At 63.0% G+C, this 20,875-nt stretch carries 18 protein-coding genes and 1 pseudogene; 3 read left to right on the plus strand and 16 right to left on the minus strand.

Annotated elements, in window-relative coordinates:
- The 11 genes from AC1DX8_RS12765 to AC1DX8_RS12815 all read right to left on the minus strand — a co-directional run.
- Positions 1-443 (minus strand): LacI family DNA-binding transcriptional regulator (locus tag AC1DX8_RS12765; RefSeq protein WP_477630302.1); only part of this gene is annotated, 443 nt, incomplete at its 3' end.
- Between the two features lie 74 nt (positions 444-517).
- Positions 518-2,062, minus strand: a complete 1,545-nt coding sequence (gene gtfA / locus AC1DX8_RS12770) for a sucrose phosphorylase (protein WP_477630303.1) — start codon at positions 2,060-2,062, stop codon at positions 518-520.
- 63 nt (positions 2,063-2,125) lie between these two features.
- Positions 2,126-2,383 carry an AMP-binding enzyme gene (locus AC1DX8_RS12775; RefSeq protein ID WP_477630410.1) on the minus strand — a complete coding sequence of 86 codons (258 nt, stop codon included), beginning with the start codon at positions 2,381-2,383 and terminating at the stop codon, positions 2,126-2,128.
- Positions 2,349-3,311, minus strand: coding sequence for an alpha/beta hydrolase (locus tag AC1DX8_RS12780; protein WP_477630304.1), 963 nt, complete (start codon positions 3,309-3,311; stop codon positions 2,349-2,351). Before AC1DX8_RS12780 ends, AC1DX8_RS12775 begins: the two co-directional genes overlap by 35 nt.
- 25 nt (positions 3,312-3,336) lie before the next feature.
- Complete coding sequence (locus tag AC1DX8_RS12785) at positions 3,337-4,488, minus strand: serine hydrolase domain-containing protein (protein ID WP_477630305.1); 1,152 nt, start codon at positions 4,486-4,488, stop codon at positions 3,337-3,339.
- On the minus strand, positions 4,481-5,545 hold the full coding sequence (locus AC1DX8_RS12790; RefSeq protein WP_477630306.1) for an oligopeptide/dipeptide ABC transporter ATP-binding protein: 1,065 nt from the start codon (positions 5,543-5,545) through the stop codon (positions 4,481-4,483). The genes AC1DX8_RS12785 and AC1DX8_RS12790 overlap by 8 nt, the downstream gene beginning before the upstream one ends.
- Positions 5,542-7,494, minus strand: coding sequence for a dipeptide/oligopeptide/nickel ABC transporter permease/ATP-binding protein (locus AC1DX8_RS12795; protein WP_477630307.1), 1,953 nt, complete (start codon positions 7,492-7,494; stop codon positions 5,542-5,544). Before AC1DX8_RS12795 ends, AC1DX8_RS12790 begins: the two co-directional genes overlap by 4 nt.
- Complete coding sequence (locus AC1DX8_RS12800) at positions 7,491-8,429, minus strand: ABC transporter permease (protein WP_477630308.1); 939 nt, start codon at positions 8,427-8,429, stop codon at positions 7,491-7,493. Before AC1DX8_RS12800 ends, AC1DX8_RS12795 begins: the two co-directional genes overlap by 4 nt.
- Before the next feature lie 28 nt (positions 8,430-8,457).
- Positions 8,458-10,053 carry an ABC transporter substrate-binding protein gene (locus AC1DX8_RS12805; RefSeq protein ID WP_477630309.1) on the minus strand — a complete coding sequence of 532 codons (1,596 nt, stop codon included), beginning with the start codon at positions 10,051-10,053 and terminating at the stop codon, positions 8,458-8,460.
- A gap of 114 nt (positions 10,054-10,167) precedes the next feature.
- Positions 10,168-11,190, minus strand: coding sequence for a LacI family DNA-binding transcriptional regulator (locus AC1DX8_RS12810; RefSeq protein ID WP_477630310.1), 1,023 nt, complete (start codon positions 11,188-11,190; stop codon positions 10,168-10,170).
- A 378-nt stretch (positions 11,191-11,568) separates the two neighbouring features.
- A complete protein-coding gene (locus AC1DX8_RS12815) occupies positions 11,569-11,934 on the minus strand; it encodes a hypothetical protein (RefSeq protein ID WP_477630311.1) in 366 nt (121 codons plus the stop codon).
- A 261-nt stretch (positions 11,935-12,195) separates the two neighbouring features.
- Between AC1DX8_RS12815 and AC1DX8_RS12820 the strand changes: the two genes are divergently transcribed.
- Positions 12,196-12,819 carry an IS110 family transposase gene (locus tag AC1DX8_RS12820; protein ID WP_477630411.1) on the plus strand — a complete coding sequence of 208 codons (624 nt, stop codon included), beginning with the start codon at positions 12,196-12,198 and terminating at the stop codon, positions 12,817-12,819.
- A 382-nt stretch (positions 12,820-13,201) separates the two neighbouring features.
- Here AC1DX8_RS12820 and AC1DX8_RS12825 read toward each other — a convergent pair whose 3' ends face one another.
- The 5 genes from AC1DX8_RS12825 to AC1DX8_RS12845 all read right to left on the minus strand — a co-directional run bounded on the left by AC1DX8_RS12825 (position 13,202) and on the right by AC1DX8_RS12845 (position 19,095).
- Complete coding sequence (locus AC1DX8_RS12825; protein ID WP_477630312.1) at positions 13,202-14,323, minus strand: M24 family metallopeptidase; 1,122 nt, start codon at positions 14,321-14,323, stop codon at positions 13,202-13,204.
- A 10-nt stretch (positions 14,324-14,333) separates the two neighbouring features.
- Positions 14,334-16,052 carry an ABC transporter permease subunit gene (locus tag AC1DX8_RS12830; protein ID WP_477630313.1) on the minus strand — a complete coding sequence of 573 codons (1,719 nt, stop codon included), beginning with the start codon at positions 16,050-16,052 and terminating at the stop codon, positions 14,334-14,336.
- Positions 16,053-16,114: 62 nt separating this feature from the next.
- On the minus strand, positions 16,115-17,227 hold the full coding sequence (locus tag AC1DX8_RS12835; protein ID WP_477630314.1) for an ABC transporter substrate-binding protein: 1,113 nt from the start codon (positions 17,225-17,227) through the stop codon (positions 16,115-16,117).
- Positions 17,228-17,239: 12 nt separating this feature from the next.
- Positions 17,240-18,358, minus strand: coding sequence for an ABC transporter ATP-binding protein (locus AC1DX8_RS12840; RefSeq protein ID WP_477630315.1), 1,119 nt, complete (start codon positions 18,356-18,358; stop codon positions 17,240-17,242).
- Positions 18,355-19,095 (minus strand): gamma-glutamyl-gamma-aminobutyrate hydrolase family protein, encoded by a 741-nt coding sequence (locus AC1DX8_RS12845; RefSeq protein ID WP_477630316.1) that lies wholly within the window; start codon positions 19,093-19,095, stop codon positions 18,355-18,357. Before AC1DX8_RS12845 ends, AC1DX8_RS12840 begins: the two co-directional genes overlap by 4 nt.
- Before the next feature lie 93 nt (positions 19,096-19,188).
- Here AC1DX8_RS12845 and AC1DX8_RS12850 point away from each other — a divergent pair.
- Positions 19,189-19,380: pseudogene (locus AC1DX8_RS12850) on the plus strand (winged helix-turn-helix domain-containing protein); the annotation flags it as partial.
- A gap of 72 nt (positions 19,381-19,452) precedes the next feature.
- The gene (locus AC1DX8_RS12855) at positions 19,453-19,899 is read left to right on the plus strand and encodes a FadR/GntR family transcriptional regulator (RefSeq protein WP_477630412.1); all 447 of its coding nucleotides are present in this window, start codon (positions 19,453-19,455) and stop codon (positions 19,897-19,899) included.
- Positions 19,900-20,875 lie beyond the last annotated feature (976 nt).

Here is a 20,875-nt window from a genome sequence, read left to right on the forward strand (position 1 = left end):
GCGGTACGCCTCCATGCGTTTCCTGACGGCCCGACCACGATGAAGCCGTCCACCGGCAGTCCTGACGAGCCTGCGAAGAACTGCGTCAAGTTGTGGGCGTACGCCGATCCCCAAGGTGGTTCGTTCCCGTACAACGGCGCTAGCACCAACCCCAGACCGCGCTTGGCTGCTTGGACCGCGGTCGCTAGTGCCAGGGATTCGCTGCCGACTCCGTGACCGGGGATGACCAGGCAAAGAGTGTCGTGCCTTCCCGTCCGCAGCGCCCTGGCACTGACACTTGTTCGGTAGCCGATGCCTTCCGCAACGGCTCGGACGCGTTCTCGGGTTGCTTGCTTGACGGTGGGGTGGTCACGCATGGCCCGGCTCACCGTTGCAATGGACAGGTTCGCTTCCCGAGCTAGGTCCACCAGCGTGGCAGGCCGCGCCCTCTCACCCGTAGACACTTGGTGTCCCCCGCCGCCTCATGTTCGGGTCCGAGCACGAGCGTTCCTCAACGGGCGGTTGGCGCTCTTGCCCGTCACGTTGTCGGTCGCCATGAGTGCGTCTCTTCGAAGGTAGTCGGGTCGCTGTTTGTGCTGACCAGGAAGGACTTGGTGCCGAAGTCGATCACGGCCTCGACATGGTGACTTTCCTTGGTCCAGGTGAAAGTCAAAGCGCAACCACTCATCGAGGCGGCGAAAGTTCCCTCGAAGGCTGGATGCTGCGATCGCCATCCAATGGCGGCCAGCTGCCGACGGACTACCCGTTGCGACACCGACTCCTCCAGAGCAGCCATGTCAAAGTGCGCCCGGTTGATGTCTCGCCCCACCCCGGTGGCCCGAAGGAGGGTTACGTCATTGACCCCACACAGCAGACCGACGTAGTAGACCTGCGGGATCCCGGGTAGGAGCAACTGCACCAGACGGGCGATCATCAGGGCGTTCTCGTCGCGCCCCAACGCGTCGAAGTAGGTGCAGTTGATTTGGTATAGGTCGAGATTGGAGGCGGCTGCTCCCGTCGCGAGTCGGCTAGTGTCGCCGCTCGCTGTGTGGATGGCCTCGACGAGACGATCGAGCTCGTCACTTTCTAGCAGTCCCGGGAGGGGTGGTTCGGATGTGCTTGGCCCCACGTCCACGATCCCGATGCCGTCGTGAGTGTCGAGCACGTTGATGGCGTTGGCGGGACGAACCTGGATCCACCGGTATAGGGCAGCCGGGTCGCCGGTATGCAACGCGTGCAGGACCAGCGGCGGAAGCGCAAAGTCGTACACGTAATCAACTGAACGAGCTAGCTCGATCTGCAACTGGTGGTGGCCGTGGACCTCAAGGAGCACCTGCGCGTTGCGGCTATGGGCGTAATCGCTGATCCGCTGTACGACCGCCGATGATTCCTCAGTCATGAAGCAGTCGGTTCCCGCCATCTTGCCGGTGTAACCGACGGCGTCGAGACGCAGCATGGTGACACCTGCAGCAGTCATAGTGTCGATGACGCTCGTCAGGTAGTCCCAGAACTGGGCTGACCGAACGTTGAGGTCTACCTGATCCGAACTGAATGTCGTCCATATCAAGCGTCGTTCGCCGCCGATAGTCATAGTCGTAAACGGCAGCCCAGGTCGGGGTCGGTAGATTTTGACGAGATCCGCTTCTGTGGCGCCGTTCGGAAATATGGATGACATTGTTAGGAACAGTGGGGCGATCTCAGAGCTTCGACCTTCCGACACGAACTGTCGAAACCGATCGGAACGCGTCGACACGTGATTGACGATCAGGTCAACCATCAGGCGCCGAGTCTGGGCAATCTCAGCGAGGTCTCGCCAACCGCCGAGACGCGGGTCTACTACGGCGTGGTCCTCAGGGTCGAAGCCCGCGTCTACCCCGTCGAATGGACGGAAGAACGGCAGAATGTGTACACCGTCGAAAACGTCGCGAAACTGGTTGGCTAGTACCTCTCCGAGTTTGGACAGGCTGCCACCCAAACGGTCTGCGTATGCGATGAGTTGCGGCCCGTTCGGATTGAAAGCGCGCTGAACAGGCGAGGCATCACCTTGGGCGTTCCGTGCGGTCGCGGTGTCGACGGTCGACAATGCTTGCCCTCCTGTTGGTTGGGAAATCGCGTGGCAGGACGTGCCCGCGGGCGCGTGATCGGCTTAGGCCCGGGCGCCGTGGTCCATCCGGCGACTCGTCACGTGTGCCATGACACTGAGAGCCGTCCCTGCGCTCGGCGCCCACGATTCAGCCACGACCACGTGGGCCTTTGGTACTGGCATTTTGGTGGTGTCCGGCTGTGGCACGACGGCAGCCTCATCGACGGCCTGGTGCTCCACAACGGCACTTTCCAGCTCGAACGGTGGCGCCTTGCGGGTGCAGGTGTCAGTTCGTACTGACGACAGGTTCCTGGTTCGCAGCCAGTAGTGCGGCGATGACCTCGTCGCGCCAGATCCGAGCCGCGGGCAGGATCTTTGTCAGGCCGGGGCTTACGTGAATTTGCCCAAGTTGCAGGAAGAACGTGACCGGCACCCCGGCTTCGTGAAGGCGCTTGGCGTAGGCATCTCCATCGTCTGCGACGGGGTCGTACTCGGCCGAGACGATGTAGGCCGGGGGCAGTCCGGAGAGGTCGGGGGCTAGAAGCGGAGATGCGTAGGGGTGCTTGGCGTCTTCGGCAGTGGTCAGGTAGAACTCGACCACCCGCTCGATGGTATTTGCAGTCAACCCGTAGCCCGTGCCATTGCGTTGCATCGACGGGGCCGACATCGTGAGGTCGAGGGCAGGAACTTCCAGGACCTGGAAGCTGATTCGCGGCCCGCCTTCGTCGCGCACCTTGAGAGTCAGGGCTGCCGCGAGGTTGGCTCCGGCAGAGCCCCCTCCGACGGTGATGAGGTCACCCCGGAGGTTGAGCTCCTCGACGTGGTCTGCTACCCACCGGAGGGCGGCGTAGCAGTCGTTGAGACCGGTGGGAAACTTGTGCTCGGGCGCCTTGCGGTACTCAACGGCAACGACGACGCAATCGGCGCCCACGGCTCGTTCGGCGCCGAGGATGTCGATGAACTTGTGCTTGATGGATCCGCCGATCCAGCCTCCGCCGTGAATGTAAAGGTGCACAGGATGTGGGCCCACGGTCGGCGGCGTGAAGATGTGTAGGTCGATGGAACCGCCGTCGACCGGAATCTGTACCACACGGCGCTGGGCACCTTCAGGGGCGGGTTCGCAGAGTTGGTCGGTGAGGGCGTCCGCTGCATCGGCTTCTTGTCTGCGAAATTCGTCGAAGTCGTCAATGGCGTCAGGAACGGGCGGCAGGTTGGCCAGGAGCGGCTGGAGGATTGGGTCGACAGGCATGGTGTTTCCTTCTCTGTGAGTGTCGTTACAGGCAGGCGCGGAGGGCCAGGCAGAGCGACTCAGCGCGGTCGTCGGGGACGCCTCCTGGACGAATGGTCTGGTACCCGAACCCAACTTCATGCTCAAGGTGGGCGAAGCCGAGTTGCCCACCCGCACCGTCGTGACCGAAGCTCCCTGGGCCTAGCATTTCGCGGCGGGGAGAGTTGATCATGAAGCCCGTGGCCCAGCGGTTACCGTCCGCGGGACCTAGGTATGGGACACCCGACGATTGCTGCTTGCGGGCGTCTCGGATCACATCTGCCGTCAGCAAACGGATCCCGTCCACGTTGCCGACGGTGGCGGCGTAGAAGCGTGCGAGATTGCGCGCGTTCGTGACCAGGTTCGCCGCAGGGCTTTCGTGGCTAAGGAAGTCGCTGGAGTTCGCGGTCCGGAAGAGGTCCAAACCGTCGAGCGCCCCGCTCATCCCCATGACGCGGGCGATCAGTGGAAGGTCGGACGCTGCTGCAGCGAGCGCTGCCGCCGACGTTGCAGGGTCCAAGTCAGGGAGCTGCTCACCGATGGGAGCCAAGTTGGGATCCTGCAAGTCGGCGCCATAGCCCATCTCCAGGCGGAGGGGTGCTGCGACGTGGTCCCGGAGCCAACCCGAGGGACGCTCACCGGTAGCGCGGCGCAAGATTTCGCCAGCCAGGAAGCCCATGGTGACGGCGTGGTAGGCGAATGCGGTACCAGGGGCCCACAGGGGTGCTTGTTTGGCGAGGACTTCGGCTACGGGTGCCCACGCCACCAAATCAGGGACCGTCAGGTCCTGCTCCGGAGCGATGAGACCCGCCTGGTGGGCAAGTACTTGTCGGACGGTGATGGATTCCTTGCCAGCCGCCGCGAACTCGGGCCAGTAGGCCGCCACTGGAGCGTCCAGTTCGAGTCGGCCGAGGTCGGCTGCCATGAGCAATAGGACGGTGAGGATTCCCTTGCTCGCCGAGAATACGACGCTCTTTGTGTCGCGGGTCCACGGTGCTTGGCCCGTTGTGCCAGCCCAGATATCGACCACCGGCTTGCCGGACACGTACACGGTGCAAGCCGCCCCCGTGTCGCCGCGGAGTTTGAAGTTGTCTGCGAAGGCGTCCGCGACCTTCTCGAAGCCGGGTGCGACCTCGCCTTGGATCTGGATATCAGTCATTGACGATCCTTGCTGCCTGGGTGTCGTCGGCCCGACCGTTCGAGTCGTTTGCGTGGATGCTTGTGGTGGGCAGTTCCTCCCGCCACTCGGGGTAGCGGTGACACGCGACCTGTCGTCCGTCCGGAAGAAACTGCAACCTCGGGCGTTCGTTGATGCACTGGTTCACCGCCACGGGGCAGCGCGCGGCGAAGGGACAACCGGTGTGCTGTGCCGCAACCGGGTTCGCGGCTTCAGCCGTGGCATTGGTTGATCGGCGGCGACGCTGTTCCGCGGGGTCGGCGACCGGCACCGCGAGCAGCAAGGCTCGCGTGTATGGGTGAGCGGGCTCGCGGGTGACCAGTGCAGTGGGACCCGACTCCATGACCTGACCGCGATACAGGACGGTGATGTCGTGACACACGTGCCGGACGACGGACATGTTGTGCGAGATGAACAGGTAGGCCAGACCGGTCTTGGCCTGCATGTCGGCCAGCAGGTTGAGGATCTGCGCCTGGACGGAGAGGTCTAGTGCGCTGACCGACTCGTCGCAGATGACCAGTTCGGGCGAAGTCATCAGCGCGCGCGCGATGGAGATTCGTTGCCGCTGGCCTCCCGAGAACTGCCGGGGGAAGCGCTCTGCTGCGTCAGGATCCATCCCCACGTCCTCGAGCAGTTGGGCTGCCCGGCGTCCAATCTCGTTGCGAGAGCCAAGCCCCTGGGCGACCATGGGCTCCGCCAAGCTGCGGCCGATCGTCCACGACGGGTTGAGGGAGCTGTTTGGGTCTTGGAAGACCGCCTGCAGCGAGCGACCAAGCTTTCGTCGCTGCGTCGCTCCGAGCCGGGTGATGTCCCTCCCTGCCAGTGACACGGTTCCGGACTGGATCGGTGCCAGTCCGAGCACTGCGTTCGCCAGTGTCGACTTGCCTGATCCGGACTCGCCGATCAGCCCCATGGTGCGGCCCGGCTGGATACTCAGGCTGACGTCATCCACCGCCCAGAAGAGAGGGTCTCGCCTGCGTCGCTTGAAGCCCACACGGACGTGTTGAACGTCGAGAACGGGGCTGGGTGTGACGGTCATCTGGGTAGCGCTCCTTGCTTGACGAGTTCGTCCACGCGGATGCAACGAGTGACAGAAGCGGTGGGAAGGGCAATCAAGGGGATGGGTCCACCCGTACACGCGTCCGTGGCGAACGAGCACCGGCTAGCGAACCGGCAACCAACGGGCCACGAACCAGGAGGTGGCACACGGCCCGCCAGGGTGGGGAGCCGCGCTCCTTCGAGGGCGAGGCTTGGATCAGCGGCCAGGAGTGCGGCCGTGTAGGGGAAACGCGGCGTCTTGAACAGGACGTTCACGTCGGCCTGCTCGACCACCTCACCGGCGTACATGACGACTCCTCGGTCTGCGATGTCAGCCACGACACCCCAGTCGTGTGTGATGAGCAGCAATGCCATACCGGTCGTGTCGCGCAGCTCGGCCAGGAGCCGCAGAATCTCCGCCTGCACTGTGACATCCAGCGCGGTAGTGGGCTCGTCCGCGATGATCAACTGGGGTCGTCCGGCGAGCGCGATGGCGATGTTGACGCGCTGTGCCATGCCCCCCGAAATTTCATGGGGGTAGGCGGCGAGCACCCGGTCCGGATCGGGGATCTTGACCTGGGAAAGCAGCTCGCGGCTCCGCGCCCGTGCGGCCGCCTTGTTGAGCGTTTCGTGGCAGCGGATGACTTCCCTCAGATGACTGCCGACGGTATGCGTCGGGTCCAGGCTGCCGAGCGCGTCTTGGGCGATGTACGCGATCCCGGTTCCGCGGACCTCACGGTATGCCGTTGCACCACCTGCTTGAAGGTCCACGCCGTTGAAGATGACTTGACCGCCGGTGACGGTGACGCCTGCGGGAAGGAGACCGAGCACGGCCAGAGCGGTCATGCTTTTACCGCAGCCGGACTCACCAACAAGGGCGACCGTCTGGCCCGCCGACACGGAGAATGAGGCGTCGTCAACGAGCACCACTCCGGCGTCGGTCGTGATCTCCAGGCCGCGCACTGCGAAAAGACTCTGAGGGTCGAGCGACAGACCGCCGACGACCTGTCGTGTGCGTTCAGATTGTCTCTTTGGCATGTCGCCGCGGGGTCGGCTCGTTGGGAGCTCGCCGGAGGCTACATCGCGAATCGTGTCGCCCAGGAGACCGAAGGCGAGGACGGTCACGGCAAGGAGAGCCCCCGGAGGAAAAAGCAACCAGGACGTTTGGGTGATGACCTGCGATGCCTCGCCGATCATCCCTCCCCAAGTGGGGTGGTCGCTTGAGCCAAGCAGCCCGAGGAAGCCAAGGGCCGCTTGAACCGCCAAGCTCACGCCGGCGAAGATGGTTGCCTGCGCCAGGATCGGGCCGAGCACGTGTCGTGTCACGTGGGTGGCCATGATTCGCGGCGGTCGTACACCAGCAACCTTCGCGGCAGTGACGAAGAGCTCCTCACGCACGACCAAGGTTGCCCCTCGAACAACCCGAACCAGACCCGGCGCCAGGAGTGCTCCCAAGGCCACCATGGCAGCGGTGGCACTGGATGAGAACACTGCGAGCACGACGAGCACGAGGATGATGGGCGGTACCGCCATGACAAGTTCTGTCACCCGGCTCACGATGGCGTCGAGACGGCCTCCCATGTATCCGGCAAGAATCCCGAACGGCACACCTATGACCAGAAAGACGATCAGGGCGATGGCCGAGTTCTCCAGCGAAGGCATGATCCCGTGCAGCAGCCGACTCAGGACGTCGCGACCGAGCGTGTCAGCACCGAGTAGGTGCTCACCAGACGGGCCGGTGAGAACGACGTTGAGGTCCTGCTTGTCGGGCGCGTACTTCGACAATGCATCAGCGAAGAGCCCGGCCACGACCAGCAGCACCAGGTAGGTGATAGCGAGCCCACCGCGCGGGTTGCGCAGCACTTGCCGGAAGAAGTGCGGTGGGCTTGCTGGGCCACCGCCAGGGAGCGGTTCGGTGGGAACTTCGGTCTGGACGGAAGTGGCGGTCATGTCAGACGGACCCTTGGGTTCAGGTAGCCGTAGGCCACGTCGACGAGAAGATTGACGGCAATGACGATGAGCGTGAAGTACACGACCACCCCCTGAATGAGCGGAAAGTCGTGCGCAGCCGTGGCCTGCACTGCCGTACTTCCAAGTCCAGGTATGGCGAAGATGAACTCGATGGCTACCGTTCCGCTCAGGGCACCCGTGAACATGAGGCCGATGACGGTCAGGATCGGGATAGCCGCGTTCTTGAGGGCGTGCCGATACACGATCGAGCGTTCGGACACCCCTGCTGCGCGCAACGTGCGGGTGAATGGCCGGTTCAGCGCGGTCGCCACGGCGTCGCGGGTCTGCTTGGAGATGACAGCGACGGATGGCACCGCCAGGGTCACCACTGGCAGCACTAGGGACGTCAGCCAGCCTGAGGGGTCATCGCCGAATGGGACGTAACCAGTTGGAGGGAAGATCGTCCACGTCACCGCGAAGGTCAGCACCAGAATCAGAGCGAGCCAGAAGTCTGGCACCGCCAGCCCGAGCACCGACACGGTGTCGACGACCCTGCCGACCAAACCGCCACGTGCCCCGCGGATGCCCAAGGCCACACCGATCAGGGTGGCCAGCAGGGTGGCACCGATGATCAGCGACAGTGAGGCGCCCAGCCGACTGTTGAGCAGCTCGGTGACCGGGGTGCGACTGATCAGGCTTGATCCGAGGTCTCCCTGAATCGCATTGCTCAGCCACCTGAAGTACTGAGTGATCAGGGGCTGGTCGAGGCCGAGTTCCGTCCGGGCCGCGGCCAGTTGCTCCTGCGTCGCATTGGGGCCCAGGAGTGATCGCGCGGCATCACCGGGCAGGAACCCGACGAGCAGGAATGAGACGGCCGAGGCGGCCAAGGCGAGTGGCACGGACCAAGCCAGTCGGCGTGAGATGAGTTGCAGCATTGGGCCGCCTCCAGCCGCTCAAGACCGGCTAGTTCGCGGGCCGGATGTCGGTCAGAAGCGGCACCCCGGAGTTCTGAGGGGTGGCTTCGAGACCGCCGATACCCTTGGCGGTGTAGTAGCTCAGGGGAGCCCCCACCACAGGGATGGTCCACGCCTGGTCCACCAGGCGGGCGTTGATCTGCTTCTGCAGGGCGGGGCCGTCCGCCTCACTGGCCACGAAGTACTTGGCGTAGAGAGCGTCGAGCTCCGGGTCCGAGACGTGAAGCGGGTTGAAGGGTCCAGCCTTGTTGATGAATCCCGCGTACAGGGTGCCCATGTTGGACAGGCCATACGCCATGGCCACGGTCGGGTACTTCCCCGAAACCATGTTTGTGAAATAGTCGTTCGCATCGCCCTTCGTGGTCAGCTTCAGGGTCACGCCCGCCTCCTTGAGCTGCCCCGCGATCGCCTGCGTGACTTTGTCCAGGCCGAACAAGTTGACCGACAGGGTCTCCACAGTGAGACCGTTGGGGTATCCGGCTTCGCTGAGCAGCTGCTTGGCCTTGGCCACGTCGTGGGGATACTTGCTGTTCAAAGCTTCGTCGTATCCGGCCTGACCGGGCAAGGCGTACTGGCTCAGGGCCAACGCTTCATCCCCGTAGAGGGCCTTCGCGATGGCCTTGCGGTCAACGGCGTAGTTGAGCGCCTGACGGACTCGCACGTCGCCCACGGCCTTGCTCACCGACCCGTTGCGGTCCACCAAGTTGAGTCCGGTAAGTGCCTGCGGCGGCGCAATGACGTTCAGCCCGGCGCCCTTGGCAGCCGCGAGGGTGGTCGCATCGCCGAGCGCAGCCTGCACCTGACCAGCGCGCATCGCTTGAACCATCGATGACGGGTTCGGGATGACGCGCACAGTGACCTGCTTCCAGTGCTGCGCCTCCTTGTTCCAGTAGTTCGGGTTCGGCACGAAGACGTAATGGTCGGCGGCCACGGTCTTCTCCGCGTCGAGCATGTACGCACCGGCACCCGCCGTTCCCTTGTCCAAGCTGGCGGGACTCGACACAGCCTTGGGACTGGCGATGAAGCCCACGCCAAAAGCCTGGGCGAATGCGAACGTCAGGCCCGGGTCACTGACCTTGAGCTTGATCTGCAACGTCAGGGGGCCGGTCACGTTCACCGAACCGATGCTGGCAAGAAGGATCGCGGCGGACCCTGTCTTCTGTGAGCGTGCGTAGTCGAGGAAGGTCTTGACCGCTTCGGCGGTGAGCGCTTCCCCGTCGCTGAACTTCACGCCTTCGCGCAAAGTCATGTCGTAGGTCTTGTTTGCCTCACCGACGTAGCCCCACTTCACAGCGAGGCCAGCCGCGAAGGTGCCGTCCGGCTTCATCTGGATCAGCGGGTCATACGCCCACTGAAGAACCGACCCATAGGCGGGGTCGGACGTCGCGGGGTTCAGCGTCGGCGGCGCCGCGATGGTCCCGAAGGTCAGGGATTCACCAACCTTCGACCCGCTGGAGCTCGTGCCCGCCTTGCTATCACCTCCACACGCGGTAACCGCAAGCACCGGCACGATGGCGGCGGCAGCCAGCACTCGCGTGAAACGGAAAGGCATCGAAGCGCTGGGGCCTCGGGGTGTCGTAGCCATGGTGCGATCTCCTTTGATTGCTATACGCGTTTAGCAGAGAATGAGGCACCAGTCGGTTTGACGTCAAGGGTTTGCGCGAAGTTACTGGGGAGTCACGCTCAGATGAGCCCGGGACTACCCACGGACCGGTGACGCGATCGAGCCCCGGGACTGCAGTTCCATGGGAACGAGGTGCGTCCCCTTCTTGGCGCGAGGATTCATCAGCAGTTCGACCGCAGCACGCCCCATCGCCTCATGGGGCAACGCTATGGACGAGAGACCCGGTTGCACCCAAGAGGCCAGGTCGGAGTCATCGAAGGAGATCACGGAGACGTCCTCGGGGATGCTTCGGCCCACAGCCTTGAGGGCCTGAAAGGCCCCGAATGCGACTCGGTCGTTGGCGCAGATCAGCGCTCGCGGCACCTCGCCACGCTGCAGCATCGCCTCAACGGCGTCTCGACCGTTCGAGGGCTCCCACTCCTGCAGGACGACGGACCCGGCAAGTTCTAGGTCTGCCCGGCTGAGCTCTTCGCGCACTCCCTGGACACGGTCATAGACCGCCGATCCGATCCGCCCGCCCCACTCCGATCCACCCCGAAAGTCCGGTGGGGCATCGCCGAGATAGTAGATCCCTGCGCGATGTCCCGCGTCGACAATTGCCCGAGCGGCGGTCGCCCCGGCAGACACTTCGTCCGGGACCACCATCGGGACGCGCAGGTCATCCCCTGTCACGCAGTTGAGCAGCACGAGCGGCATGTCCCGCAGCGGCTCCGGAACGGTGACGCGCTGGGTGAACATCGACGCGTAGATGAAGCCGTCCACGCGCCGGTCGATGAGGTCGTGAAGCATCCGCTCACCCACCACGGGATCGCCCAGGGTTTCGGCTATGAAGAGCAACTTGGAGTTCTCCCGCGCAGCCTCCAGCGCACCCGTCAAGGACCGGGTCGCATAGGGAGTCGATGCCACGAACTCGGACACCAACGCGATGGTGCCGGAGTTCCCCGACCTGAGGATCTTCGGAATGGCACTCGGTCTGTACCCGAGCTCATCAGCCGCCTGCCGAACACGAATCTGCGTCTGCACGGAGATGCGCTGGTCTTTGCGGCCCGTCAGGGCAAAGGAGGCCGCCGCACGTGAAACCCCGGCTCGCTTCGCCACGTCGGCCAGGGTGACCCGACCCCGCCGCGAGGAACCCGTCGAAGTCGTAGCGGTGGCGCTTCCTCCTTCTTCAGCCGTCACGGAGGCCCCTCCCAGATCTCATTGAACGAGCCTACTGGGACTTGAGGCCCCACCATGGCGAAGGAAGGCACACACACATACACGTTCGCTGAACGCGTTTAGCAACCATAGAAAGGAACGCGACCAAGCGTCAAGGCCGCGGGCTGCGAGATCAACTCGTTGGCATCCAAACCCAAGACGGCAGCGAGAGCCGCAACGTTGTAGACCCCCAGCATCCACCGGCCCGGTGTTCCGTCAGCGCCGTGTCTTTGCCTGTGAGTACCCGACGAAAACTCGTAGGGCACCCGCTGCTCCCCTTCACCAGTGGCTGCACAGTCCGGGGAGGTCGGGACAGCGAGCCCGCTGGATCGCCTCAGTGAGGTTTAGGGCCGCGTCAATGTCTCCCAACGCGGCTGCAAGCGAGACGGACTCTCGTTCTGCGGCGGTGAAGCCGTGGTGGTCCATCACCATGGCGATAAACGTTTCGTACCACTCGTCCTCAAAGACGTGCTCTTCCTCGGGCTCGCTGTAGCGCTCACAGGTGTGGCACCAAAGGATGAGTCGACCGCTAGCGGAGTCGCTGGCGAGATCGGAGAAGGTCACGTAGTGGCACGGCTTCGTGCTTGGCGAGCTGGAGGTCGGAGCCACGGGGTCTTCCTCGAACGACGTTGGGTGTTCGGACATCGGCTACTTGTTTCATTGACGTCATGACCGGGATCTGACGAGGCTCGGTCTAGGCGTTGGGGGTTGTCGCTCTYATTTCGGCTGCTCACCTCGGTGTGGCTCTCATTTGGCCTGCGCATCCCCGGGCGTCGTCAGGGCGGGAGAGGCTCGAGAGGGGTTTGCCCTAGCTCGAAGTAGCGTTGCCCTCCCAGCTCGACAACCCCATCAGGTTCGAGTTCGGAGGACACCATGGACGAGGCAAGGCCGCGGGTGGTCATTGGGATGGAGCCGCACAAACGCTCGGTCACCATCGAAGTCATGACCGGCGACGAATCCATTGTCGGGACGGGCCGATTCGCGACCGACCGTGAGGGTCTTGCCGCGATGCGCCGGTACGTGTCGGCGTGGCCGGACCACGTCTGGGCGATCGAGGGATGTCAGGGCATCGGCCGGCATGTGGCCAACCGGCTGCTGGCCGAGGGTGAGCAGGTCCTCGACGTCCCGCCGAAGCTGTCCGCGCGGGCGCGGGTGTTCGCCACCGGGCAGGGTCGCAAGACCGACGCCACCGATGCGCACTCGGTGGCGCTGGTCGGTACCCGGATGAGTGGGCTGCGCCCGGTCGTCAACGACGAGCAACTGGCGGTGCTGCGGATCCTGGTCGACCGACGCCGCTCCCTGGGCGAGGAACACACCCGCRAGATGTCCCAGGTCCACCAGCTGCTCCTGGAACTGATCCCCGGAGGCGCGAAGAAGGACCTCTCCGCGGCACAGGCCAAGGCGCTGCTGGCAACCGTTCGTCCGCGTGATGCCGCAGGCAAGACTCGGCGCCGGCTCGAGCTGTTGCTGACTGCTCCTGCCGATGACGACCACGGGCTTCTCMGCGGTACGCCTCCATGCGTTTCCTGACGGCCCGACCACGATGAAGCTTGAGCGCATCCGTGACCAACACAGCGGAAGTCTCGGGCCAAGGGTGCCTCGCGTTCGACGTGGTAGTCAGCTGTCACCGCCTATGAAATGGCCGCGCACGTTGCGGCAGATGACTGGGTCCGCGCTCCCCCCGGGGTGCGGGCGTGCTTGATGCGTCGGCCAGCGCAGGACCGGGCTCGGTGAGCCGCGCTCTGCTCCTACCGGCCGGCCTCCCCGCCTGTCGCGGCGGAGACTGCGCCAACGGGAGTACGCCTCAACGGCGGCGCTCGACAGTGTCCTCTGTGCAGGTGGTCCTCACGGCACGGGAAACCGGTGAATGGAACACGACCCAGCGAAGCGCAACTGTACCCAGGCAGGGCAATTAGTTCTTGATGAGCTCTCGCGGAGCATTCGTCAGTCTCTCGTGACCATCTTTGGTGACCACGATGGTGTCGGAGATATTGATGCCGGCCGCCGAAAGATACGAGTGCAGAACCATTCCTTCCTCGAACATCAGAGATGAGCCCTCCGTCACCTCAAACGGTTCAGCCGTGTTTGGGATCAGGAGGAAGCCGAGGCCGTAGAACGTCTTATTCGGGTAACTTTTCACCCACCGTGTAGAGACGACGCCCTTTCGTAGGATGGCGTCCGTTTCTGCGCAGGCGGCACCGGGGCGTACCGTGTCAAGGGCTTGATCTTGCAGTTCCACAAATTGTGCATATGTTGCGGCTACGGCCTTCGCCTCTGAGCCGAGGGCGATAGTTCGCATCGACCGTGTGCGGTAGCACCGGTGACTTGCGTCCATTTCCGAGAAGATCAGATCGTTCGTACCGATAACCCCGTCGATGCTGAAAAAGGAATGGATGTGGCGGCTACGCTCGCCGGCCGCCAGAGGCCCCGGATCGACGGCGTGATTTCCGGCCCGCAACCCGGCGGCAGAAGCCGCGAGGACAAGATCACTCTCCGCAAGGCCAGCACGCGCAAGCGTAGTGACGGCCAATTGCATGGCGTCTACTGCAACGCCTGCCCGGCGATGGAACTCAATCTCTGCGGGAGACTTGATCAAGCGCAGACGCGTCAGCTCTTGGTCAAGCGCAACCCAGCCCAAGTCCGAGCGTTCGGCCATGACCTCCTTCATTGTCGAGTAGGACGCCATCCAAGAGGATCCTTCGAAGCCAACGCGTCCCCGGACGCCGGCCTCCCGGAGAGCGCGAGCGATTACCGACGTGCGGCTCTCACCATCGAGCCAACTAACGGTCCGGTCCGGCCACGCCGCCGTGGCCTCAAAATGAAACCGTTCCGCCTCCCTAAAAATGGTAATGGGCGGGCCGTCAGCGGGCAGTATGGCCGCCTGGAATGAGGTGTGGTAACCCTCGGTGAAGAAGCCTGTTAGGTATGTGACATTTTCTGGCTCAAGGACGAGGACGTAGTCCAGTCCAAATTTCGACATCGTGCTTTGGGCGCGCGCCCGCCGCGAGCAGAACTCCTCAGACGTGAACCACATGGAACTCCTCCTAAATCAGCAATTTGCCGTTCCGACGAGAATGACTAGGCAAGGCTTGTGCTGCGAGGGAAATCGCAACGAGCACAAGGACAACGCCCATTAGTAGCGTTCCCACCGCAGCGACCTCGGGACTGACGGACTCTCGAATGTCTTGGTACACCAGACGCTCGAGGGTCTGCGCGCGTGGACCACCAAGGAACTGGGCAAGGACGAGGTCGCTGAAAGCGGTTACGAAGCTGAACAACAGTGTCGCGAGCAGCGACGGAACGATTAGCGGGAAGATAACCCATCGTGCGGTCTGCGAAGGCGACGCGCCCAGCGAGCTAGAGGCGCGCTCGTACACCTGGTCGAGTTCGCGAAATGCGCTTGTGAGGAGGATCACGGCAATTGGCACGGTAACTATAAGGTAGCCGAAGACGAGCGCGACTGATGTGCCCGTAAGTTGGAACTTACGCAAGAAGGAGTACATAGCAATTGCAATGATCACCTGCGGCACAACTAGCGGAATAACGAGGACGGCGAAGCCAACTGCTGCAAACTTCCTGCGTCTCGACCGGGCGATTAGAAATGCGGCTCCCGCACCCGCCAGCAAGGCGAAAGCGGCAGTTATAGCGGAAACGCGAAAGCTCAGCTCCATCGCTCGCGTCCAAGCGGGATCAGCGAACACCTCGTGATACCAGCGCAACGAAAAGGACTTCGGAGGGAACCCAAGGAACGAGTCACCACTGAATCCCAGGATTGCGATGACCACAATGGGGCCGAGCGAAAGCAGCGCGGCAGTTGCAGTAAGGAGGACTGCAATGGGCACGGCAAATAGACCGCCTAGGGAATCGGCCCACCTTTCCGCCGCCGCACTGACGGGTGCCCAATGACCAGGCGTGGAAGTCGATCGGTGGAATCGTTTTCTCGTGGATCTGCCATTTGCAGAACCAATTCCCAACGGCTTGCGAAATATCGCAAGCAAGCACAAAGAGCCAAAGAGGACCACCGTCGATTGCGCGGCAACCAGGCCGCCCGCGTCGGGAATGGCGGATAGGCTATCGATACGCTGCGCGAACACGGGGCTCGACGCACCCTGCAGGAGCATCGGAGTCGTGTAGAAACCAAGAGAAACAACGAACACGAGGGCGCTGCCGGCGGAGAGTCCTGAAGTGCTGAGCGGCACGAACACCGTCCGCCATGCTCTGAAGCGTGAGGACCCAAGCATCACGGCAGCCCGTAGTAGCAAAGGGTCAATGGTCCTCATGGTGCTGTAAAGCGGGAATACCATCATCGGTAGCAATACCTGGGTCATGCCGATAATGACGCCGACGTCGTTATAGACGAGCTGTACAGGTTCGTTGATCACCCGTAGCCGTATGAGAGCATCATTCACGGGACCATTGCTGGACAAGATGACTTGCAGCGAGTAGGTCCGGATCAGTGCCGAAGTGAAGTAGGGCAAGCAGATCATGCCGAGCAAGATCGGGCCCCACTTCCCGGGCAGCGAATTTGCTGTGTACGCGACTGCATACCCGAGTATGCCGCACACCAGCGTTACGACGGCAGCAACGACCGCGGTGCGGCCCACGATCGGGAGGAATGGGTCCTGGCTTGGATTGAAGGACCGTAGATAGTGAGCCCCGGAGATATCGCCATTGACACGCACGCTGGCGATGACGAGGCCGACAAGCGGCACAAAGAAGAGGAGTGCGACGACGGCCGCCGGTACCCCGAGCAGGAACGGCAAGGGTGGGAGCTTTGTCCGGGCCTCTCGCGCCCGCCGAGTGCCGGCGACCTTCGTCGCAGCCATTACTTAGCCAGCCACTTCTGCCAGAGGTCGAGAATCGCGTCGCTCCACGGCCGTCCATCACCGGAGTCTGAGCTCCAAAATGCGATGCTCGACGGGATGACCTTGTCGATGTTTTGAGGAGCTGTTGGGAGCAACGCTTGCCGGTCGACCGGGATGTCCTTATAGGCGGCCGCGTTGGTCGGTGCATATGTGATCAACTTAGCGAATGCGGCCTGGCGGTCAGGACGGGATGCGAATTCGACGAACTTCTGCGCGTTCTCCGCGTTGTCAACTCGCTTTGGGATCGCCCACATGTCGGTCGTCAGGATAGCCTGATTCCACGTTGACTCGATCGACTTGTCATCACCCTGAGCAGCGTCGACCCGCCCATTCCATGCCGCCGTGGCCGCCACCTGGTCGTCCACCAGCATCTGGAGGGATTCAGCGCCCGAAGACCAGAACCGCAAAATCTGTGGGCGAAGCTGGTCCAACTTCTTGAATGCCCGGTTGATATCGAGCGGGTACAAATCCTTGGGAGCCACGCCGTCGGCGAGCAACGCAGCTTCGAAGACTGACGTCGACATGTAGCTTCCGTCGCCCAGTGTGCGCTTGCCAGGGAAACGAGCGACGTCCCAGAAGTCCGCCCAGTCCTGGAGTGGCTGAGGGATCGCTTTTTGATTCCACGCCATCTGCGTGCCGTAAATCAGTGAGGGTACTCCGGTTTCTTGAACGTGGTAGGGGCGGAAGTCAGTGACGTCGACGTCTTTCCATGAATAGTAGTTAATTTTGGCCAGAAGGCCCGCTTTCGTCCAGGACGCCACATCTTGCGGGGTGAGGTCATAAACGTCCATGGTCGGTGTTCCTCCTTCAACCGCCGTTCGCTGGGCAGCGGCCGTGTCTCCGGCCACTGGAATCACCGTAATCCCGGTTTCCTTGGTGAATGGCTCAAAGTACGCTTCGCGTTGCGCCTTTCCCCAAGCCCCGCCTCCGTCATAGACCATAACCTCGTTGGACTGGGAGTGTCCTTGCGGGGCGCAGCCGACTGCGCCGACGGCGATTGAGGCTGCCGCTGCCGCGACGGCGAGACGCGACCACGCGGTCCTCCGACGTGAGGATTTGCTGTAAATTGTCATGGCGATCCTTTCCTAGTTCTTTGTTCGTTGCTCGGAGTACAAAAGCGCCGCGTCCGTGCGGATGCGGAGACTCACCTCGTCGCCTGGCTTTGCTCGTGCGCCACGGGCACTGAAGTCCTGACAGGCGAGTTGGCCAGCGGTCGTGTCGACGAGAAGCGTGGTCGCCGCTCCCTCAAAGACCACTTCTTGGACGACCCCTCGAATATGTGCGTCGGCGTCGTCGACCAGATCGATACCGTGTGGTCGGGCAGCCAACGACAGGTGGCCTTCAGCAGGCACCGTGGCCAGGTCGAGCATCACTCGATTACGGCAAACCTCAACTTCTCGTCCGCCCAAATTTACGCGGAGGCCGCCGCTGGTCTCGGCGACAATGGAGACATCCAAGAAGTTCATCGCGCCCAAGAAGTTGGCCACGAACCTGTTCGCGGGTCGTTCGTAAAGCTCCCGTGGAGTGCCAATCTGGCTCACCACTGCGTGGTCCATCACCGCGATACGATCTGCCATCGTCATCGCTTCACCCTGATCATGCGTAACGAAGACGATGGTGGCTCCAATTCGCCGATGCAGAGCACGGAGTTCGAGTTGGACCCTTTCTCTAAGTTTTCGGTCAAGCGCTCCTAGTGGCTCATCCATCAAAAGCAGCTTTGGCGAGAAGACGATTGCTCGAGCAAGTGCCACGCGCTGCTGCTGGCCGCCAGACAGTTCATTTACTGCCCTATTGGCGAATTCCTCCAAAGACACGAGGCGAAGTGCTTCATTCACCAGCGGGACGCGTGCACTACGCGGGATCCCCCGAGCACGCAACGGGTATTCGATGTTCCGTCGTACGTCCAAGTTGGGGAAGAGGGCGTAGCGCTGGAAGATCATGCCGATGTCCCGTTTGTGGGATGGCACGCCGGAGACATCCCGGTCGTCTATGAGGATCTCGCCTGAATCCGGCGACTCGAAGCCGGCGAGTGCCATGAGAAGGGTGGACTTGCCCGAGCCGCTGGGCCCGAGCACAGCCAGAAACTCTCCGGAATGAACTTCGAGGTCGACCTGGGCGAGCGCTCGGACGCCGCCATAGCTTTTGCTGAGACCTCGAATCGATAGGCGGGACCCTCGTGTTCGGGTGTCGAAAAAGTCCTTCATCGTATCCTCTTTCTGGGGCCAACCACCGCCATCACGAGCGCCTCGAATAGAAGGCTGCGATTGGCGTCCAGCGTCGGAGACATCTCGGGATGCCACTGGACGCCGACAAGCCAGTGGCGGGGGTCTTCCCCCTCCACGGCCTCAATGCACCCGTCGTCGGCCACACCGGACGTGGCGAGGCCCGGCGCCAGGCGGTCGATGGCTTGATGGTGGGCTGATTGGACAGATAGTGATTTCGCTTTCAAGGCGATGGCGGTCCGCGTCCCTCCAGTCAGTGTGACTGTGTGTGGCACAGCGGTGTCGCCTCCCGGCGCGGCGTGAGACACCGACGTCACAGGAAGGTTCACTATAAGTGACCCACCCATCGCGACGTTTAGCATCTGCATCCCTCTGCAGATGCCCAACAATGGGCGGCGCGTTCCTGATGCGATGCGAATGATTTCGGCATCGAGTTCGTCCTGGCCCACGTCCACCCCGAAGAGCGCCGGATGATCGCTGTCACCGCCGTATCGACCTGGGCTCACATCCCCCCCACCCGGCACCACGAAGCCGTCGCAGGCTTCTGTGCGTTCCTTGAATCGCTCGCCAGGCTCGAGGCGGATCACCCTGGCGCCGGTGGCCTCGACGAGAGACACAACATCCTCAAAGATCCGGGCGGAGCGGCGGACGCGGCGGTCGGAAGAGTGAACGTCCAAGCGGACCGGTATACCGATGCAGGGCTGATCAAAATTGGGCAAAGGGCCTCCTTAGGTAAATGGACTGTACCATTGACCATAGTCGGTTGGATAGGCCAATCGAGTCGAGGAGTGGAGGCCGCTACGGTGTTGCCCATGGCATATGGTGGCGAGGGCCGCCGGATCTCATCCGCGGTGGCCGCCGAGTTGCGCTCACGGATACATCGGGGTGAGATGCGCCCGCATGCGCGTCTCCCGGCGGAGAGAGAGTTGGCCGAACTGCTCTCCGTGTCTCGACCGACGCTTCGGGAGGCACTTCGAGAGTTGAGCGATCAGGGGTACTTAGTGACCCGACGTGGCACTCACGGGGGTGCCTTCGTCACGTCGTTAGAAGAGCCCCTCGCTGCCTGGCGAGCGCGAATGCGCGACGACCGCCAAATCGTGGACTCAATCTTCGACCTACGCATTGCGATCGAGATGGCCACCGCTCGGTTCGCCGCGGCGAGGCGATCCGCGGGGGACCTTCGCCACATGGTTGAAGCTCTTGAGGCGATGCGTCAGGCAGTCGAGGTATCCGAGTACCGGCATGCGGACAGCCAGTTCCACGGTGCGATTTCGTTGGCGACGCGCAGCCCCCGGCTGGTTCCCTCGGTCACGATGCTTCGTGGCGAGATCTTCACCCCAGTTGACATGCTGGGGTTTTCTCACGACGTCAACCAGGACATTCGAGAACACCAAGAGATTCTGGACGCCATCCGCAAGAGGGACGTGAAATCTGCCGGGGAGCTGATGGTCCGTCATATCGAGCAGGCGCGGACGGACATGCACCGGCTGCTTGACGAGCCGCCAGCAGAAACGCGTCCATGAGTCAGCGGCACTCTCGCTGGCTTCTCAACGTCGAGGAACCAGACTGAGAGTTACGCCCTCACCACCGCCGGGAGGTCGCGGCGACTTCGTCTGGGGCTCCGAGGCCAAACTTCGTCAACCTCACGTGGGGCCTCGTTTTGACCTGTGGTCCGCGGCGAAACAGCCAGCTGACAGGGCCTGCATCAGTCACCGACGCTGCCAAGCAAATGCAGGGAGACAGCGATCTCGGTGCCGTCTTTCGCCGCTTGCCGAGCATCCGGACCGTCCGATGTTGGAAGTAGAGGGCGGCGGTGAGCAGCTCAAGACCTTGCCGCGAGGATGAGTCGCCGACCCACCTCCCGGTCCACCTGCTGTGGAGCTGGTAGTTCTTGGTCGGTCGCTCCCGCGGCTTAGTCCCCCGCTATCACGGCGGGCAGCCCTATCGGGCCGCACGCTGATGCGCACCGGCAGCATCCCCGGCTCGGCCGTGATCAGATGGGATGAAAACACCATCTCGCGCATCGGTCCGAAGGTCGCTCGGCAACGTGAGGGCACCGATCCAGAGCGGGCGTTGCCGAGCGTCCGAGCGATTGGGTAGTTCAACCGCGAGGCGCTAGTCCTAACCCGCAGGCCGCAGTATGTGGCCACGGCCAGGGCGCCGCCGACACAGGGGCTAAGGATGGCGACGATGGTGACTAGGAGCAGCGACGACGGCGGCGCCAGCACGTCGCAGATCCAGAGCTCGTACTCGACCGTGTCGGTCTCGATAAAGTCGCTGATTCCGTGGCCGGCGGCGAACGCCCTCCCACCTGTCCCACGGAGGACAACAGCGCGGATCGAGCGATCGCCGCCAGTCGGCGCCCTGAGGTCTTGCACGGCGCCGTAGATCGTCTTTGTCAAGGCGTTCCGGCGGTGTGGATGGCTGAACCTTCATGACGCCTGGTCCGAGGCGATGGCGATTGGTGAGGAACTCATTGACACTCACTGCAATCTCATT

This window comes from Pedococcus sp. P2_A3 (genome assembly GCF_056405035.1).

Bases quoted from the DNA above. Each gene is read 5' to 3' on its own strand.
- AC1DX8_RS12780 (WP_477630304.1), bottom strand. From the start codon at position 3,311: ATGCCTGTCGACCCAATCCTCCAGCCGCTCCTGGCCAACCTGCCGCCC.
- AC1DX8_RS12785 (WP_477630305.1), bottom strand. From the start codon at position 4,488: ATGACTGATATCCAGATCCAAGGCGAGGTCGCACCCGGCTTCGAGAAG.
- AC1DX8_RS12790 (WP_477630306.1), bottom strand. From the start codon at position 5,545: ATGACCGTCACACCCAGCCCCGTTCTCGACGTTCAACACGTCCGTGTG.
- AC1DX8_RS12795 (WP_477630307.1), bottom strand. From the start codon at position 7,494: ATGACCGCCACTTCCGTCCAGACCGAAGTTCCCACCGAACCGCTCCCT.
- AC1DX8_RS12800 (WP_477630308.1), bottom strand. From the start codon at position 8,429: ATGCTGCAACTCATCTCACGCCGACTGGCTTGGTCCGTGCCACTCGCC.
- AC1DX8_RS12805 (WP_477630309.1), bottom strand. From the start codon at position 10,053: ATGGCTACGACACCCCGAGGCCCCAGCGCTTCGATGCCTTTCCGTTTC.
- AC1DX8_RS12815 (WP_477630311.1), bottom strand. From the start codon at position 11,934: ATGTCCGAACACCCAACGTCGTTCGAGGAAGACCCCGTGGCTCCGACC.
- AC1DX8_RS12825 (WP_477630312.1), bottom strand. From the start codon at position 14,323: ATGTGGTTCACGTCTGAGGAGTTCTGCTCGCGGCGGGCGCGCGCCCAA.
- AC1DX8_RS12835 (WP_477630314.1), bottom strand. From the start codon at position 17,227: ATGACAATTTACAGCAAATCCTCACGTCGGAGGACCGCGTGGTCGCGT.
- AC1DX8_RS12840 (WP_477630315.1), bottom strand. From the start codon at position 18,358: ATGAAGGACTTTTTCGACACCCGAACACGAGGGTCCCGCCTATCGATT.
- AC1DX8_RS12855 (WP_477630412.1), top strand. From the start codon at position 19,453: ATGCGCGACGACCGCCAAATCGTGGACTCAATCTTCGACCTACGCATT.